This window comes from Leucobacter faecis (genome assembly GCF_054456695.2).
The window spans coordinates 29,184-45,646 of record NZ_JBTJER020000005.1; the positions used below are offsets into that span (position 1 = coordinate 29,184).

General features: G+C 66.7%; 15 protein-coding genes. 7 read left to right on the forward strand and 8 right to left on the reverse strand.

What is annotated here, in order from left to right:
* Nucleotides 1-42: 42 nt before the first annotated feature.
* Together ACXR2W_RS06890 and rsmI are read right to left on the reverse strand one after the other, a co-directional pair.
* A complete protein-coding gene (locus ACXR2W_RS06890) occupies nt 43-513 on the reverse strand; it encodes a hypothetical protein (protein ID WP_458813544.1) in 471 nt (156 codons plus the stop codon).
* Between the two features lie 48 nt (nt 514-561).
* A complete protein-coding gene (gene rsmI / locus ACXR2W_RS06895; protein ID WP_458813546.1) occupies nt 562-1,377 on the reverse strand; it encodes a 16S rRNA (cytidine(1402)-2'-O)-methyltransferase in 816 nt (271 codons plus the stop codon).
* A gap of 63 nt (nt 1,378-1,440) precedes the next feature.
* On the opposite strand from rsmI, the gene ACXR2W_RS06900 reads away from it, so the two are divergent.
* Complete coding sequence (locus ACXR2W_RS06900) at nt 1,441-2,550, forward strand: DsbA family protein (protein WP_458813548.1); 1,110 nt, start codon at nt 1,441-1,443, stop codon at nt 2,548-2,550.
* A gap of 46 nt (nt 2,551-2,596) precedes the next feature.
* Nucleotides 2,597-3,841 carry an MFS transporter gene (locus ACXR2W_RS06905; RefSeq protein ID WP_458813550.1) on the forward strand — a complete coding sequence of 415 codons (1,245 nt, stop codon included), beginning with the start codon at nt 2,597-2,599 and terminating at the stop codon, nt 3,839-3,841.
* Nucleotides 3,842-3,908: 67 nt separating this feature from the next.
* On the opposite strand, the gene ACXR2W_RS06910 is transcribed toward ACXR2W_RS06905, so the two are convergent.
* On the reverse strand, nt 3,909-4,541 hold the full coding sequence (locus tag ACXR2W_RS06910; protein ID WP_458813552.1) for a trimeric intracellular cation channel family protein: 633 nt from the start codon (nt 4,539-4,541) through the stop codon (nt 3,909-3,911).
* Nucleotides 4,542-4,623: 82 nt separating this feature from the next.
* Between ACXR2W_RS06910 and ACXR2W_RS06915 the strand changes: the two genes are divergently transcribed.
* The 3 genes from ACXR2W_RS06915 (at nt 4,624) to ACXR2W_RS06925 (ending at nt 7,759) form a co-directional block, all read left to right on the forward strand.
* Nucleotides 4,624-5,919, forward strand: coding sequence for an aminotransferase class V-fold PLP-dependent enzyme (locus ACXR2W_RS06915; RefSeq protein WP_458813554.1), 1,296 nt, complete (start codon nt 4,624-4,626; stop codon nt 5,917-5,919).
* A complete protein-coding gene (sufU, locus tag ACXR2W_RS06920) occupies nt 5,916-6,386 on the forward strand; it encodes a Fe-S cluster assembly sulfur transfer protein SufU (RefSeq protein ID WP_458813556.1) in 471 nt (156 codons plus the stop codon). Before ACXR2W_RS06915 ends, sufU begins: the two co-directional genes overlap by 4 nt.
* Before the next feature lie 167 nt (nt 6,387-6,553).
* Nucleotides 6,554-7,759, forward strand: a complete 1,206-nt coding sequence (locus tag ACXR2W_RS06925; RefSeq protein WP_458813558.1) for a DUF4192 family protein — start codon at nt 6,554-6,556, stop codon at nt 7,757-7,759.
* Here ACXR2W_RS06925 and ACXR2W_RS06930 read toward each other — a convergent pair.
* From ACXR2W_RS06930 to ACXR2W_RS06950, 5 genes are all read right to left on the reverse strand, one after another.
* Nucleotides 7,725-8,873 (reverse strand): cysteine desulfurase family protein, encoded by a 1,149-nt coding sequence (locus ACXR2W_RS06930; protein ID WP_458813560.1) that lies wholly within the window; start codon nt 8,871-8,873, stop codon nt 7,725-7,727. The genes ACXR2W_RS06925 and ACXR2W_RS06930 overlap by 35 nt on opposite strands.
* Nucleotides 8,870-9,718, reverse strand: coding sequence for a carboxylating nicotinate-nucleotide diphosphorylase (gene nadC / locus ACXR2W_RS06935; RefSeq protein ID WP_458813562.1), 849 nt, complete (start codon nt 9,716-9,718; stop codon nt 8,870-8,872). The genes ACXR2W_RS06930 and nadC overlap by 4 nt, the downstream gene beginning before the upstream one ends.
* Entirely contained in the window at nt 9,712-11,298 is a 1,587-nt protein-coding gene (locus ACXR2W_RS06940; protein WP_458813564.1) for an L-aspartate oxidase, read from the reverse strand. Before ACXR2W_RS06940 ends, nadC begins: the two co-directional genes overlap by 7 nt.
* The gene (gene nadA, locus ACXR2W_RS06945; protein ID WP_458813566.1) at nt 11,295-12,665 is read right to left on the reverse strand and encodes a quinolinate synthase NadA; all 1,371 of its coding nucleotides are present in this window, start codon (nt 12,663-12,665) and stop codon (nt 11,295-11,297) included. Before nadA ends, ACXR2W_RS06940 begins: the two co-directional genes overlap by 4 nt.
* Nucleotides 12,666-12,755: 90 nt before the next feature.
* Nucleotides 12,756-13,652: an NUDIX hydrolase gene (locus tag ACXR2W_RS06950; protein ID WP_458813568.1), complete on the reverse strand. Its 897-nt coding sequence runs from the start codon at nt 13,650-13,652 to the stop codon at nt 12,756-12,758.
* A 383-nt stretch (nt 13,653-14,035) separates the two neighbouring features.
* On the opposite strand from ACXR2W_RS06950, the gene ACXR2W_RS06955 reads away from it, so the two are divergent.
* Together ACXR2W_RS06955 and ACXR2W_RS06960 are read left to right on the forward strand one after the other, a co-directional pair.
* On the forward strand, nt 14,036-14,239 hold the full coding sequence (locus ACXR2W_RS06955; RefSeq protein WP_458813570.1) for a cold-shock protein: 204 nt from the start codon (nt 14,036-14,038) through the stop codon (nt 14,237-14,239).
* Nucleotides 14,240-14,395: 156 nt separating this feature from the next.
* Nucleotides 14,396-16,459, forward strand: a complete 2,064-nt coding sequence (locus ACXR2W_RS06960; protein ID WP_458813572.1) for an oxidoreductase — start codon at nt 14,396-14,398, stop codon at nt 16,457-16,459.
* Nucleotides 16,460-16,463: the final 4 nt, after the last annotated feature.

Consider the following 16,463-nt stretch of genomic DNA (forward strand, 5'->3'; position numbering starts at 1 on the left):
CCTATCTTGATGCTGAGAGGCGGCTTAGCGAACACTGCAGGGTCAGCGTTTGGTCATCTGAGCAAGCAGCGCACGCGCGCCCATTACGGCGGCGACCACGAGCAGCGTGAGAGATGCCACATCACACGCGATGTATACGTAGTGCCACATCGATTCGCCTGGGTTCGCTCCCGCGAGCACGAGGTCTGTGCGAGCGTTCAACGGCGGGCGCACAAACACGACTTTTGCCACAAAGACTGCGGCAAGCCCAGCCCACACTGCGAGTCTGCGGCCGTCAATGCGGTAGGCCGCGGGCCAGAATGAGAGCACCGTGAATGCAAACAGCACAAGTCCCTCGGCCACGTTCAGCGCGGCGAAAACGAGTCTGCCAATTCCGAGTCCCAGCGGAATGGTGATGCCCGGTGCTTGAAACTTGAGCGGCGCTTCAATGAACGAGATCGCGGCGACCATGCCAAACCACAAAACGGGCAGCACAAGACGCCACAGTTCGATGGTTACGGCCTTCTTTTGCATGAATGCTCCTGTTAGTTCGGGGTGGTGTGGATTCTGCGACGCCGGCAATTACTTGGCGGCGAGCGCGGCGGCGTACAGGTCGCGTGCCGAGAGCCCCGTGGCCTCGGCGACTTCGCGGGTAGCGTCCTTTAGGCGAGTTCCCGCAGCGACGAGCTGTTGCACGCTGGCGAGGGCGTCTTCGGGCGAGGTGGCCTTCTCCTCCCCTGGAGCGACGACGATCACAATCTCACCCTTCACACCAGCTGCCGCCCAGCCTGCAAGCTCTTCGAGCCCACCTCGTTTGACCTCTTCGTGCAGCTTGGTGAGCTCGCGGCAGACGGCGGCGGGGCGATCCGGCCCCAGATGCGTCGCAAAGTCAGCGAGCGTCGCGGCGAGCCTTGAGGGTGATTCAAAGAACACGAGCGTGCGGCGCTCGTGCTTAAGGCCTGAGAGCAGCCGGGCGCGCTCCCCCGCTTTGCGCGGCACGAAGCCCTCGAACGCGAAGCGGTCGGTGGGCAGCCCCGAGACGGCGAGCGCGGTGACGACAGCGCTGGGGCCGGGAATGCAGGTGACGTCGACGCCCGCCTCTGCCGCGAGCTGCACGACTCGAAAGCCGGGGTCTGACACGGTGGGCATGCCCGCGTCGCTCACGAGCACGATGTCTTCGTCGCGGGCGCGCTCGACGAGCGTTGCCGCGCGTTCGTGCTCGTTGTGGTCGTGGAGAGCCACGAGTTCTGGACGGTTCTCGATGCCGAGCAGGCGCAACAGCGAAATCGTATGTCGGGTGTCTTCGGCCGCGATCACCGTCGCAGCCTCGAAGGTTTCGCGCAGCCGCGTAGAGGCGTCGCCGAGGTTGCCGATGGGGGTGGCCGCGAGCAAGATCATGGTTCCATCGTAGGCGCTGCCCGGTGAGCGTTTGCGCAGCGCCCGCCTGCCACAATTGAGAGCATGAGCGACCCCGTTGGAACTGATATTCACCCCCACCTCAAACCGGCTGCGGGGCGCGGCGCGGCTATCACGGCGATGGCGCTGGGACTCGCGGCCCTTGTCACCGTGCTCGTGGCGGTGTTCTATCTGCCGCTCATGCTCATCGTTGGTGCTGGCCTCGCTATCGCCGCGGTCGTATTTGGCGGCATCGCGATCGCGAAGCGCGGCCCGCGGGCGCCGGGCATCACGGGGCTTACGGCGGGAGCCTTGGCCCTCGCACTTGCGGTGAGCACAGTGGCTTTTGGTGCCGGCACCCTCGGGCTTCACGCGCTCATGGGCTTGGCCTCACAGGCGAGCATGGGCAACATGGGCAACATGGGCAACATGGGAGGTAAGACTGACGCCAATACCGACGACCCAGCCAGCGCCAATGTCGAGTGGCCCGCTAACTTTGCGACCGGCGGCATCATGTTCACCGGCGGCAAGGATGGCGAGATGCGCGTCATCGAAAGCGAGCCGCTGCCCGATAACTCATTCCCCGACGTGTCTGAGCTGCCGGCCGGGCCCGACGGCGTAGCGCCCAACCGCATTCAGGTCTACCTTGACTACCGCTGCCCAGCCTGCCTCACCTTTGAGTCGGCCAACGGTGACACCCTGGAGCGGGCTGCCAGGGCTGGCGCGGTCGTCGAACTACAACCCCTGACTTTCCTCGACAGCGCATCGGCTGGCACCTACTATTCGTCACGCGTCTCGGGCGCGATGGCGTGCGTCGCCGAGCACCAGCCCACGGCCGCCTGGAGCGCGCACGTCGCACTCTTGAGCCCCGAGTTCCAACCCGAGGGCGGCACGGAAGGCCCCGATAACGCCGCGGTCATCGACCGTATCGAGGGCGCGGCCGGCGCGCTGAACGGTGCTGCCAGACGCTGCATTGCTGAAGAACAGCACGTCATCTTTGCGCAGGCCCTCAGCAATTGGATCAGCACCAACCCCGTGCCGCGGTCTGAGACGAGCGACCTGCGAGTGGAGGGCACACCACTCGTGCTCGCGGACGGGGTCGCGTTTACCGGCGACATCTCTGATCCCGGCGCCTTCACCCAGTTCCTCGAGCAGCAGGGGGTGCCGCTCGGGTAGCGCGTAGGCCCTGTGGGTAGGCTCGGCCTGTTAGACTCGCTCGGCTATGGAGAATTCGAACGCGCAGCCCAACGTCACCGTCATCTCGCGCACGGGGTTCGCCTACTTTCCGATCGCGCTTGTCGCGCGGCTGCCATTCGCGATGGTGGTTATTGGGGTACTCACCCTGATCGTGTCGGCGCGCGACTCTGTCGAGCTCGGCGGTTTCAACTCGGCTGTGGTGGGCCTCGGTGTCGCCTGCTGCGGGCCGCTCATCGGGGCAGCTGCTGACCGGTTCGGGCAGCGGCCCACGCTGCTCGCGACGGCCGCGGTGAACTCGCTGCTGCTCGGGCTGCTCGCATGGGTCGCGCTCAGTGACCTACCCGTGTGGGTCATGTTTGTGTCGTCGTTCTTGGTGGGCGCCACTGTGCCGCAGATCTCACCGATGTCGCGGGCCAGGCTCGTGAGCGTGATCCAGAAGGACATTCCAGTCGCGCACCGGTCACGCACCCTCACTTCGACCTTCGCCTACGAGTCGGCAGCCGACGAGGTCATCTTCGTGTTTGGTCCTGTGACGGTGGGACTCCTCGCCACGACGCTCGGCGCGTGGGCGCCCGTCGTTGGAGCGGGTGTGCTCACCCTCATCTTCGTGACCGCGTTCGCATTACACCCCACCGGCGCCAAGGCTCAACCGGTGCCAGGCTCGGCACCCCCAGAGGTCTCGCCCGTAAGCGAGCTGTGGCGGCCTGCGCTGCTCGTCACCGTCGTCGGCATCTTTGGGGTGGGCATGTTTTTTGGCTCAATGCTCACCTCGCTCACGTCGTTTATGCAGGATCAGGGCGACGCTGAGCAAGCCGGCCTGATCTATGGTGTAATGGGCATAGGATCTGCGATCTTTGCGATCGGTGTGGCTTGGCTGTCGCCCAAATTCACGCTGCGTGCACGCTGGCTCGTATTCGCACTGCTCATCCTTGGGGGTGCTGTCTTCTTGCAGACCGCACACGATCTGCCCCGCATGATCGCAGCCCTCGCTGTCATGGGCATTGGCATCGGTCCGCTGCTCGTGACGCTCTACAGCTTTGGCGCGCACCGTACCCCGGCGGGCCGCGGCGCGACCGTGATGGCAATGCTCGGCACCGGGATCATGGTCGGCCAATCATTCTCGGCCGCCGCGACCGGCGTCGTCGCCGAACAGGTCAGCACGCAAGCCTCGCTGATACTCCCACTCGTTTCGGCCGCCGTCGCCTGCGGCGCGGGTATCATCAACTGGTTTCTGACGCCCGCGGGCCCCGAGCCCGCGCTCGCGGGTTAGGGCGCCAGGCCCCGATCCGGCACTGTATTCTCGCCGCCGATCTTGCTCAGCAAGATGTTGCGCCGGATCATCCCGTCTGCTCACCGCGCATTTTGGGTTTGGGGAGGTGCCAGCCGCGGGCGACCGAGATCAGTCGGAGCGCGATCGCGCAGGCGCCGCCTGCGATCGTCGCGATGCTCGCGGTGGCACCGAGCGACAGCGCGCCCGCGGCGATCGCGGCACCCAGAATCGCCGATACCGCATAGAGTTCGCGGGTGAGCACGCCCGGCACCGTGTTGACAAGCACATCGCGCACGACTCCGCCGCCCACGGCGGTGATCGTGCCGACCATGATGGCGACGATCGGGTCGCTGCCCGTCGTGAGTGCACCGACCGTGCTGCCAGCCGAGAACAACCCGAGCCCGAACGCGTCAAACACGATCTCAAACCGGCGAATGCGAGCGAGGCCCGGGTGAATGAAGAACACCGCGAGTGAAGCAGCAAGCGCTGTCGCGAGGTAGGGCCAGTGCGTGAGCGAGACGGGCGGGTGCACGCCGAGCAGCAGATCGCGGATGATGCCCCCGCCAATGCCAGTGGCCGAACCGACGACGAGAATGCCGAGCAGATCGAGCCCGCGGCGCACGCCCACGAGCGCGCCCGAGATTGCGAACGCGCTGATTCCGACTAGCTGCAATGCTTCATACACAATCACGCCCAACACGACGTTGATTGTAGCGGGCGGAATAGTCTGATGTTGCTCCTCGTTACAGTAGGAGTCAGCCGTCAGTGGAAGAATGGAACACATGTCAGCCCTTACCGCCGCTGAGGTCGTAGACCTTCGCGCCGCATTCCCGTACTTCGCTTCTGAGCCCGCTTCGGGCGCGCTCACCCCCGCATACCTCGACTCGGCAGCGACCTCGCAGCGCCCCACCGCGGTGCTTGATGCCGAGCGCGAGTTTTTGGAGCACCACAACGCGGCAGTACACCGCGGCACGAGCGGAGCGGTGGGCGAGGCGACCCTCGCATTTGAGGGGGCGCGGGCGGCGGTCGCACGGTTTGTGGGGGCCGAGACGCCCGAGCAGATCGTGTGGGCTGAGAACGCCACCGACGCACTCAACATCGTCGCGCTCGGAATCGGTGAGGCGAACGCCGGGCTCGGGGTGGCGGGTTCTGAGCGGTATGCGTTGGGTGCCGGTGACGAGATTCTTGTTACCGAAGCTGAGCACCATGCCAACCTGATTCCGTGGCAGCGACTCGCTGTGAAAACGGGCGCGACGCTGCGCTACATTGCCGTGAACGAGCACGGCACGTGGAGCCTGGATGACGCTCGCGCCGCTATCAACGAGCGCACCCGCATCGTGGCGTTCGCGCACGTTTCGAACGTGACCGGTTTTGTGGCACCCGTCGCAGGCGTCGTCGAACTCGCGCGCTCGGTGGGCGCCGTCACCGTGCTCGATGCGTGCCAGTCGGTGCCGCACATTCCCGTCGATTTTGCGGCACTCGGTGTCGACTTTGCCGCGTTCTCAGGGCACAAGATGCTCGGGCCCAACGGTATTGGTGTGCTCTATGGCCGCCCCGAAATGCTGGCGGCGCTGCCGCCCGCCCGCACGGGTGGGTCAGCGATCACGCGCGTCACCATGGAGAGCGCAGAGTTCATGCCCGCGCCGTTGCGGTTTGAGCCGGGCACGCAGCCGGTGTCGCAGGTCGTGGGTCTCGGCGCCGCAGTCTCGTTTCTCTCTGACGTTGGGATGGAGCGGGCGGCCGCGCGCGAGCACGAGCTCGTCGAACGGCTCGTGGCCGGCATCCTTGAGACGCCCGGGCTGCGGCTGCTCGGCCCGCAGGGCACCACTGATCGTGTCGCTTTGGCCGCGGTGTCGGTCGATAACCTGCACGCGCACGACGTGGGACAGTATCTTGACGAGCAGGGCGTGCTGGTGCGCGTGGGGCACCACTGCGCGCAGCCGCTGCACCGCGCCTTTGGCATCGCCTCGAGCACCCGGGCGAGTGTGCACTTGACCACCACAGAAGACGAGGTCGATCGGTTCCTCGACGCGCTCCGCGGCGCCCAGCGGTACTTCGGAGTGGAGGTGTCGGCGTGAGCGCGCTCGACGGTCTGTACCAAGAACTTATTCTCGACCATTCAAAGCGCCCCATCGGCAAGGGCGAGCTCGCTGAGCATCCCGGCGCCCGCACGGCGTCGCACCACGAGTTCAATCCGAGCTGCGGTGACGAAATCGATCTGTCCATCGCGGTCGACCCGGCCACCGGGCGCATCTCGCAGCTCGCTTGGCAGGGCCAGGGCTGTTCGATCTCGATGGCGTCGGCGTCGATCCTGTCGCAGCTGGTGCGTGACGAAGAACTGACGATGGACGCTGCGCGCGAGAAGATCGCCGCGTTTCGCGAGATGATTCAGACGCGCGGTGAACAAGAGCCCGACGAAGAGGTGCTCGGCGACGCTGTTGCGCTGCAGGGAGTCGCAAAGTACGTGATGCGCGTCAAGTGCGCCATGCTCGGCTGGGTGGCACTCGAGGCCGACATCACGCAGGTCGAGGCGCAGGCGAGCTAGCCCGCGCCCCAATACGTCAGAAAGCCGCGCCCCCATACTGTTGGGCGGCGCGGCTTTACTGTTGGATTAGCTTCGTCCACAGGCACCAAATTTCACGAATTTTGGTGAGTTCTGCGATTGCCTGTGCATAACCCGCACAGGCGCATTTTTGAGCGCAGGATCGGGGTATGACCAATCACACTGCTACCTCGCCCCAGGTACTCAAATGTTCGGGCACCGCCGATTTTCTCGCGGCCCTCCCCCAGCTCGCTGGGTTCACCGCCTCCCACAGTATCTTCGTGCTGTTCTTTGACGGCGCTCGCACCCGCGAGGCCATGCGGGTCGATCTACCGGCGGGCGACGACCCGCACGAGACCGCTGACCTGCTCGAATTCTTGAGCTACGCGATTCGCTCGTTCGGTACTGCGAGCGGCCACGCATCGGCGCCCGCCATCGCCATCATGTCTGACCAAACCTTCGCCGAGTGCAGCGGCCCGCCCTGGCAACGCCTCGCCCGCCGCATCGAGCGCCGGCTCAAACGCGACCGCATCTACCCGCGCGAGCTGTGTGTGCAGGCGCCCGACGGCTGGGTCAGCTTCCTCGATCCCGCGGCGCCTCGCAGCGGGCGCAGCCTCACAGAGATCACTGGCAGCCCGGTCGCTGCGGCGACCTGCCCCGAGCACGCACGGGTGCCCTCGCTCGCTGAGCTCGGCGCGCTTCCACCCCCTGATCCGGATCGTATGCAGCGTGCCGCCGCCACGCTCGCCCGCCTGGATCACGAGGCCGAGGCTCGCGGCCGGGCCCTCGGTGCGCTCGCAGCGCAGCGCACCCGTGTGAGCCTCGCACCCGACGCGACCCGTGCGCTGCGCAGCCCCAGCACGCCGCTTTCTCCCGAAGACACGGGTGTGCTCGCCCACGTGCTGGCCGAGCCCGGTAGCTGGTGGCACGTGTCAATGGGTGTCATTACGCGGCCAGAATTTCCCGCGCAGTTGGAGCGCGAATTTGGGCTACTCACCGACGGGAGGCTACCCGTTGACGACCCACCGACCGCACGCAGCGAGGGGGTACTCGTTGCGCCGAACTGCTCGATGCTCAGTCTGTTTGCGTCGGTGGGACCCGAGTTCACCGAGCGTGACCGGCTCGCCCCGCTGCGCCCCAGGTTGGCGCGTGCCCTCGCAGATCTGCCGGCGGTCGCCCGGCCCGGAGTGTTTGCGCTCAGCGCGCTGGTGTGGTGGCTGTGCGGCAATCAGACGACCGCAAACAACCAGGTCGATGCTGCTCTTGAACTCGCGCCAGGGCACGACGTGGCGCGCATGGTGCGCAAACTCGTCGCCGTGCCCGTGTTGGCGCGGCAAATGGTTACGCCCGGCCAGTCTCGCGCTGCAGTGTCGTGACGATGCGCTGGGCGTGGGCGGGTTGAAGTGGCTGTGCGAGGGTGAAGCGCAGCGCCGTGTGCGCGACCTCGGGGTCGAAGCCCATGGCGATTAGCGCGGGTGAGGGTTCGTCGTGCCCCGCCGCACACGCAGACCCCGACGACACCGCAAAGCCGGCGGCATCGAGTGCGACGAGCAATGACTCACCGCTGACGCCGGCAAACACGAACGAGGCGTGCCCCGGCAGCCGCTCGGTGTCGTGGCCGGTGAGTCGCGCTCCCGGTATCTCGGTGAGCACGCGCCGCACCAGCTCGTCACGACTCGCCAGAACTGCGAGGGTCTGCGTGCCGAGGCTGACGGAGGTCGCGGTGACCGCCGCGGCAAAACCCGCTGCCCCAGCGACGTTCGAGGTGCCCGAGCGTCGGCCGTGCTCTTGGCCACCGCCGTGCAACAAGGGCTCGAGCTTGAGCCCGCCGCGCACCACGAGCGCGCCCACACCCTGCGGTCCACCGAACTTGTGCGAGGCGACCGAGATGGCGTCGACGAGTGCGCCCGGCCATCCCCCCTCCCCCAGGTGCACGGGCAGTGCCGCCGCGGCCTGCACCGCGTCAGTGTGCACGAGCGCACCCGCCGCCTTCGCGGCGACCGCGATAGCTGGCAGCGGCTGCACCGTGCCCACCTCAGCATTTGCGAGCCCAATCGTAACGAGGGTGGTCTCGGGTCGCAGCGCGCGCTCAACGTTCGCGGCGCTCACACGGCCGCGCTCGTCAACCGGCACAGTCGTGAGTTCGTAGCCAAACACTCGTTCCAGGTAGCGGCAGGTTTCGAGCACCGAGGGATGTTCGATACCAGTGGTCACGATGTGTCTGCCGCGCGGGTACGCGAGCGCCAGCCCGATGATGGCGAGGTTATTGGCCTCGGTGCCGCCCGAGGTAAAAATGACGTCTGAGGGTCGCGCCCCAAAGTGCGCCGCGATGTCGCCGCGCGCCTGTGCGACCGTAAGGCCCGCCGCGTGCCCCGCCGCGTGCACGCTCGATGCATTCGCGGCGGGGGTGTCAAACACGGCGTTCATGGCGGCGCGCGCCTCGGGCCGAAGCGGCGCCGTGGCGGCAGCGTCTAGGTACCGATCGTTCACGCCGCATCGAGCCCAATGTCGAGGGACCTGGCCCCGTGAGTCAAGAGTCCCACCGAGATCACATCGACGCCCGTCTCGGCGATACCACGCACGGTTGCAAGCGACACCCCACCGCTCGCCTCGGCGATCGCACGGCCGTCGATAACCTCAACCGCGCGCACGAGATCTTCGTTCGAGAAGTTGTCGAGCAAAACACCGGTGACGCGCGCATCGAGCACGGCGGGCACCTGGTCGAGCCGGTCGACCTCGACGATGATCGAGGTGGTGTGTCCTGCGCGGTCACGCAGCCCCTGCAGTGCTTTCGTCGTGCTGGCGTCGTCGACGGCGCCGAGCGCGGCGAGGTGGTTATCTTTCACCATGATGGCGTCAGACAGCCCAAAGCGGTGGCTAGAGCCGCCGCCCACCCGCACGGCGTGCTTTTCAAGCGCGCGCAGGCCCGGGGTCGTTTTGCGTGTGTCGGCGATGCGCGCGCGGGTGTGCGCCACCTCCGCCACAAAGCTCGCGGTGAGCGTCGCTATGCCGCTCATGCGCTGGCTCAGGTTCAGCGCGATGCGCTCCCCCGTCAGAATGCCGCGGGCCGGGCCGCTGATCACGCCGAGCGTATCGCCCGCCACAAACGGGGTGCCGTCGGGCACTAGCCCCTGCACCTCGATGCGCGCATCCGTCTGCCGAAACGCTTCTCGCACCAGATCGCCGCCGGCAAACACTCCGGGTTCACGCGCTTGCAGCCTGGTGGTCATCGTGAGGGATTCGGGGATCGTCAGTTCAACGGTGAGGTCGCCCCACGGGGCGTCCTCGGCGAGCGCGTGGGTGACAACCTGTTCGATGATGGTGCGAGTTAGCAAGGTGCAAGGCTCCTTCGAGCAAAATCTTCTGGGTGAATGGCTGGTGTCGTGGCGACCCGAAACGCTCGGCGCTGGGCCTGTGCGAGGTCTTGGCTGGGGTGGTCTGTGCGCTGGTGCCCACCGCGCGACTCGGTGCGGGCCAGGGCGGCATGTGCGATTAGCGTGGCAACCAGTGCCGCGGGTCCAGGCAGGCTGGCGAGCTCGCGGTGGGCCACCGTGATCCCCGCACCTGAGCGCTCGATTCCGAGCTCCGTGCTCAGCAGTCGCCCGACACGCGCACGTGTGCCCGCGACGGGCGCGTGCCCCGCAGGCACCGTCACCTGCGCGCCGAGTTGGGCGGCCTCGGCGCCGCGAACGAGCTTCGGCATCGCACCGCCGGCATATCGCCACGCGTGATCGGCGGTGAAAGCTGCGGCTGCCGCGCCCGCCCGCTGCCCAAACACGAGACCTTCCAGCAGCGAGTTAGAGGCGAGCCGGTTCGCCCCGTGCACGCCCGTAGATGAGGCCTCTCCGGCCACGAACAAGCCGGGCACGCTCGAGCGGCCATCGAGGTCGGTCGCGACACCGCCCATCGTGTAGTGGGCGGCGGGGGTGACGGGAACAGGCTGCACGGCCCAGTCATAGCCGTGCTGCTGCATGGCCCGGTCGATGCCGGGAAATAGTCGACCAAGGCTGCCCCTGCCGTGTCGGGCCTCGATAGGGCGTGCATCAAGAAATACGCCGTCTACACCTGTGTCGCGCTGCACCCGGTGAATCTCACGCGAGACGACGTCACGTGACGCGAGTTCTGCGGCGGGGTGCTTTCCGACCATAAAGCGATCACCTGATTCGTCGAGCAGCACCGCGCCCGCGCCGCGCACGGCCTCAGAGATGAGTTGCCCGGTGCCCGAGAGCACGGTGGGGTGAAACTGCACAAACTCGAGGTCGGCGACAAGCGCCCCCGCTACGGCCGCCGCGGCGATCCCTGTGCCGCGCGCGCCCGCGTGGTTCGACGTCCGATCGTACAGCGCCGCATAACCGCCCGTCGCGAGCACGACCGCGCAGGCAGCCAGATGTTCAACGCGGCCGTCTTCGCATCGCACGGTGGCACCCACAACGGCCCCCGACGCGACCAGCAGCCCCTCAAGCTCGGCACGCTCGACGACACGCACGTCGCTGGGAAGCTGCCCCACGAGGTGTTCTTGCATGGCGGCGCCGGTGCGATCACCGCCCGCGTGCACGATCCTGTGCGCACCGTGCGCACCCTCGAGCCCGAGCGAGATATCGCCCGAGGGGGCACGATCCGGCGCAAAACCGCGCGCGATCATGCGCTGCACCGCGCTCGCGCCGTCGGTAACTAGCGCCCGCGCCGCTTCAGCGTCGACGAGCCCCGCGCCAGCCGCAACGGTGTCGGCGAGGTGATCTGCCGGACTATCGCCCGTGCCGAGTGCCGCCGCGACACCGCCCTGCGCCATCGCCGTGCTGCAGGCGTCACCGAGCGCGAGCGTGCCCGCGGTGACGAGCGTCACCGCGGCGCCTGCGGCGTGTGCGGCGCGGGCCGCGGTGAGACCCGCGACGCCCGCGCCGATGACGAGAATCACGGGCGGGCCGCGAGCATGCGTTCGAGCGCAACGCTCGCGTCACGCGAGACATCGTCTGCGACGGTGATGCGGTTGGGCGTCTCGCCCGCGACGAGCGATTCGAGCGTCCACGCGAGGTAGGCGGGGTGAATGCGGTACATCGTCGAGCAGGGGCAGATCACCGGGTCGAGGCAGAAGATCGTGAGATCGGGGCGCTGCTCGGCCAACCGGTTCACCAGGTTGATCTCGGTGCCGATCGCGAGCACCTCACCAGGCTTTGCCGCTTCGACCGCCTTGCGAATGTATTCGGTCGACCCTGCGCCGTCGGCCGCATCGACGACCGGGGCGGGGCACTCGGGGTGCACGATCACCTGGACACCCGGGTAGTCGGCGCGAGCCTTATTGATCTGGTCGACGGTGAAACGCTTGTGCACCGAGCAGAAGCCGTTCCACAAGATCACCCTGGCGTCTTGCAGCTGCTCGACGGTGTTGCCACCGCGCGCGAGGTGCGGTCGCCACAGCGGCATCTGCTCTTCGGTAACGCCCATGGCCTTGGCCGTGTTGCGGCCCAGGTGCTGGTCGGGGAAGAAAACGACGCGCTGGCCGCGCGCAAACGCCCACTCGAGCACCGTGTGCGCATTTGACGAGGTGCACACAATGCCGCCGTTGCGGCCGCAGAACGCCTTAATCGCGGCCGAGGAGTTCATGTAGGTGACGGGAATCACGGGCTGCAACTCGCCTGCGGCGTACTCGGCGCCTGGGTCCAACTCGAGGGCCGCCGCGAGCTCGCGCCAGCAGTCTTCGACCTGGTCGATCGTCGCCATGTCGGCCATCGAGCACCCCGCTGCCAGGTTCGGCAAGATGACGGCTTGGTCGTCGCGCGAGAGGATATCGGCGGTTTCGGCCATGAAGTGCACGCCGCAGAACACAAACGCTTCGGCGGCGGGGCTGCCCTTGGCGGCCTGCGCGAGCATAAACGAGTCGCCCACAAAGTCGGCGTACTGCACGACTTCGTCGCGCTGGTAGAAATGGCCGAGAATGTTCACCCGGTCGCCCAGGGTTTCTTTCGCTGCGACGATCCACTCGTGCAGTTCAGCGTCGCTCGCATCGGTGTAGCGCCCCGGCAGCGGGCCCTGACGGGGGGCGTCAGCCGGGATCCCGTCGCCCACCGAAGCGCCCGGCCCGTAGCCCGGCGCCTGATCGATGCTCCAGGGGTCGTCGGCAAGCTCGGTGCCGCAGGTCGATGCGCCCGTCGACGCCAGTTTGATGGGCTTGCGGTGCGCAGGGGCCTGCGGCCGCCCCGGAGGGCGGGTCGCGCTCTCGCGCTGCCCCTCGCGCTGGTTCTCACGGTGAACCGCGCCTTGGATCAGGTCGTGCACGCTCGTCATTGCATACTCCTCGTTGAAGTCTTGATGTGAAGTCTTGATGTGAAAATCTGTTGTGAAGTCTGGGGTGAAGCTTGGGGTGAGGCCATGTGCTTACGGAGAACCCGGCGGCCCGCCCGCAAAGCGGTAGAGCTTAGCTGGGCGATGCCTCGTACCCGATTCGACGCCCCCCGTCTCCTCGAGCGTGCCCTGCGCGAGGGCCTGCCTTCGAAAGTTCGCCGGATCCACCGTGCGGCCCTGAACCGCCTCGTGCACGCGTCGCAGCTGCGCGAGCGTAAACGACTCGCCCAAGAACCGGTGCGCGACCTGCGCGTACTCTGTCTTGCTGCGCAAACGTTCGAACGCGTGAGCCACAATCTCTGCGTGATCAAACGCCAGCTGGGGCAGTCTGTTCGTCGAAAACCAGGCCACGTTGCTCGCGGCTTCATCGGGCAGCGAGCTCAGCTGCAGCGTATCTATTGCGGGCTCAGGCGCTGTGTCGCGCTGCCCCGGCGACTCGCTTTCCAGCGGCTCCGGATCGTCCCACCGCCGTGCACGGTTCTCGTGAGCTGAGCGCTGCGCCGTACTCGGCGACGCCACGTTGCGCCCAGCGGCATGGCGCTCGGCCTGCGCCAACGCGGGTCCGTTGTAGAGCGCCCAGTACGCAATCGTCACCAACCGCTGTGCGTCAGCCGAGCGTTCGACACTCCCAAACGAGTACAGCTGCTCCAAATATCCGGGGGCACCGCCCACAGCGTCTGTCAACGTTCGTCGGGCGGTGTCCGAGAGGGTCTCGTCCCACTGGGTCGCGCCACCAGGAAGCGCCCACCGATCAAGAAATGGGGCGCGAGTGCGCCGCACGAGCGGCAGCCACAAGCCGAGTTCGTCGCCCCGGGGCTCTGCGTGCCCAGGCGGCGCGAGTGCAAACGCGATCGTTGAGACCGCAACGGCGGGCGGCAAAAACCGCCGTTCACTCGCACTCAGTGCCGCGTAGTCCACCTTGGCCTCCACTCGCTCACACTTAAAGTCATCTTGACCATAAGCTCGTCACGCGAACAACAATACGCCCGCAGCTCGCGATGTCAAAATCTTTCACCCGGCAATGCCGCCTGCCACGCCCCGCACGGCCCGCCGCACGACACGCCGAAATACCGCCCCTAAACCGCGGGATTCACACAACAAGTGAAAAGAAAAGACACAAACGGGTCACGATACTGTCGCCGCACACGAACCGTAGGATAAGCTCACCTGCAAGACCAGTAATGCCGAACGTAGGGAACTTCCAGCACGTTTTAAGCCGCGTTCGCGTGGCAATGCTTCACCAGTCTCCACGTCGGCACCGTCGCCGTGGCACCACGGGCTCCAAAGCCCAGCAATAACAAAGGAAATACAGTATGGCCACCGGCACCGTGAAATGGTTCAACTCTGAAAAGGGCTTCGGCTTCATCACCCCCGACGAGGGCTCGTCTGACGTGTTCGCACACTTCAGCGCCATCCAGGGCAACGGCCGTCGCGACCTCTTCGAAGAGCAGCGCGTCGAGTTCGACATCGAGCAGGGCCCCAAGGGTCTGCAGGCGAGCAACATCCGCGCCATCTAAGTTCTTTCCGCTCACCGCAGCGTGAGTGATTGACACCGAGGGGGTGGGGCTTCGGCCCCACCCCCTTAGGTTTTGTACACTCGCTACATCGTGTTCGACGCCGGCACCCATCACACGCTACGTTCGAGTAGATTCCGAACGAACGGTGCACACCCTATGTCAACGAAGACACCTCTCGCCGCGCCCACCCCGCGGCCGCAGTTTCCCCGCCTCTTTGAACCCCTCGATCTCGGGTTCACAAAGCTCCCCAACCGCATCATCATGGGGTCGATGCACCTGGGTTTTGAAGACGCCGAGGGCGGGCACGCAAAGCTCGCCGCGTTCTATCGAGAGCGCGCCGCACAGGGCCCCGCCTTGATCATCACAGGCGGTGTCTCCCCCAACGCTGCTGGCAGGCTCAGCCCGCGCGAACGCGCAATCGACTCAGATGCAGGCATCGCGGGCCACCGTCTCGTCACCAGCGCGGTGCACGAGGTGGGCGGCCGCATCGCCCTGCAACTATTGCACGCTGGTCGCTACGCGGCGCATGAAAACCTCGTCGCGCCCAGTGCCATTCAGGCCCCCATTTCACCCCTCATTCCGCGCGCACTCAGCGACGCCGAGGTGGACCGCACCGTCGACGACTATGTGAGCGCCGCGCTTCGCGCGCAGGCCGCAGGCTACGACGGGGTCGAAATCATGGGCTCCGAGGGGTACCTGATCAATCAGTTCACCGCCCCGGTCACCAACCACCGCACCGACAGGTGGGGCGGCAGCCTCGAGAACCGGTTACGTTTTCCCTCCGAAATCGTGCGCCGCGTGCGCGCGGCATGCGGTGACGCCTTCATTATCGTGGCCCGCATTTCAATGCTCGACCTGGTAACCGGCGGGTCAACACTTCCCGAGGTGATCGAGCTTGCTCAGCGCGTTGAAGCCGCGGGCGCCAGCATCATCAACACTGGCATCGGTTGGCATGAGGCCCGCGTTCCGACCATCGCGAGCCCTGTGCCACGCGGTGCGTTCGCGTGGGTGACCAAGCGACTCATGGGCGAGGTGAGTGTGCCGCTCATCGCGGCAAACCGCATTAATATGCCCGCCGAGGCAGAAAGTTTGCTCGCACAGGGCGCGGCCGACGCGGTATCACTCGCACGGCCGTTTCTCGCCGACCCCGATTTCGTCGCGAAGGCACGGGCGGGCACCCCCTGGCGCATCAACACCTGCATTGCCTGCAACCAGGCGTGCCTCGATCACGCGTTCGTGGGCAAACCTGCCTCGTGCCTCGTCAACCCGCGCGCTGGCCACGAGACCGAGTTCACGATCGAGCCGGTCACGCACCCGAGAACGATCGCGGTTGTGGGCGCGGGGCCCGCAGGGCTCGCCTGTGCCGCCACCGCCGCCGCCCGCGGGCACCGCGTCACACTGTTCGAGGCTGCCACCGAACTGGGCGGACAGCTGAACATGGCCCTGAAGGTGCCCGGCAAGAGCGAGTTTCGCGAGACACTGCGCTACTTTACGGGGCAGCTGGCAGAGAGCGCCGTCACCGTGCGACTCGGCCACCGCGCAACCCCAGGCGATCTGCGAGGCTTCGACGAGATCGTTGTCGCGACAGGCGTCACACCGCGCCTCCCCGCGGTGCCCGGGCTCGATCACGCGAGCGTTGTGAGCTACATCGATGTGCTGCGCCACGGCGCCGCCGTGGGCGAGCGCGTCGCTATCTTGGGCGCGGGCGGCATCGGGTTCGACGTCGCCGAGTTTCTCACCGACGAGCACCCCGCAGACCCCCGCGACATCGACGCGTTTCTCGCGCACTGGGGCGTTGATCCGGCGTCGCCAGATGGCTTCGCCGAGCAGCAAGGCGCAGGCGGCCTTGCCCGCGGCCTGCCCCGCCGCTCAGTGATCATGCTGCAGCGCAAAGACACCAAGCTGGGCGCAGGACTTGGCAAGACGACCGGTTGGATCCACCGAGCCGAGCTCGCACGCCGTGATGTGCTCATGATTCCCGGCGCCGAGTATGTAGCGATCGATGATGCCGGGCTCACCGCACGAGTGGGCGGCAAGCTGCGCACGTTCGAGGTCGACACGATCGTGATCTGCACTGGGCAGGACTCGGATCGCACGCTGCACGCGGCGCTCGCGGCCGACGGCGTCTCGGCCCACTTGATTGGCGGCGCCGACCGGGCGGGCGAGCTCGACGCAAAACGCGCGATCGCGCAGGGCACCAGACTCGGCGCGACGCTATAGCCTA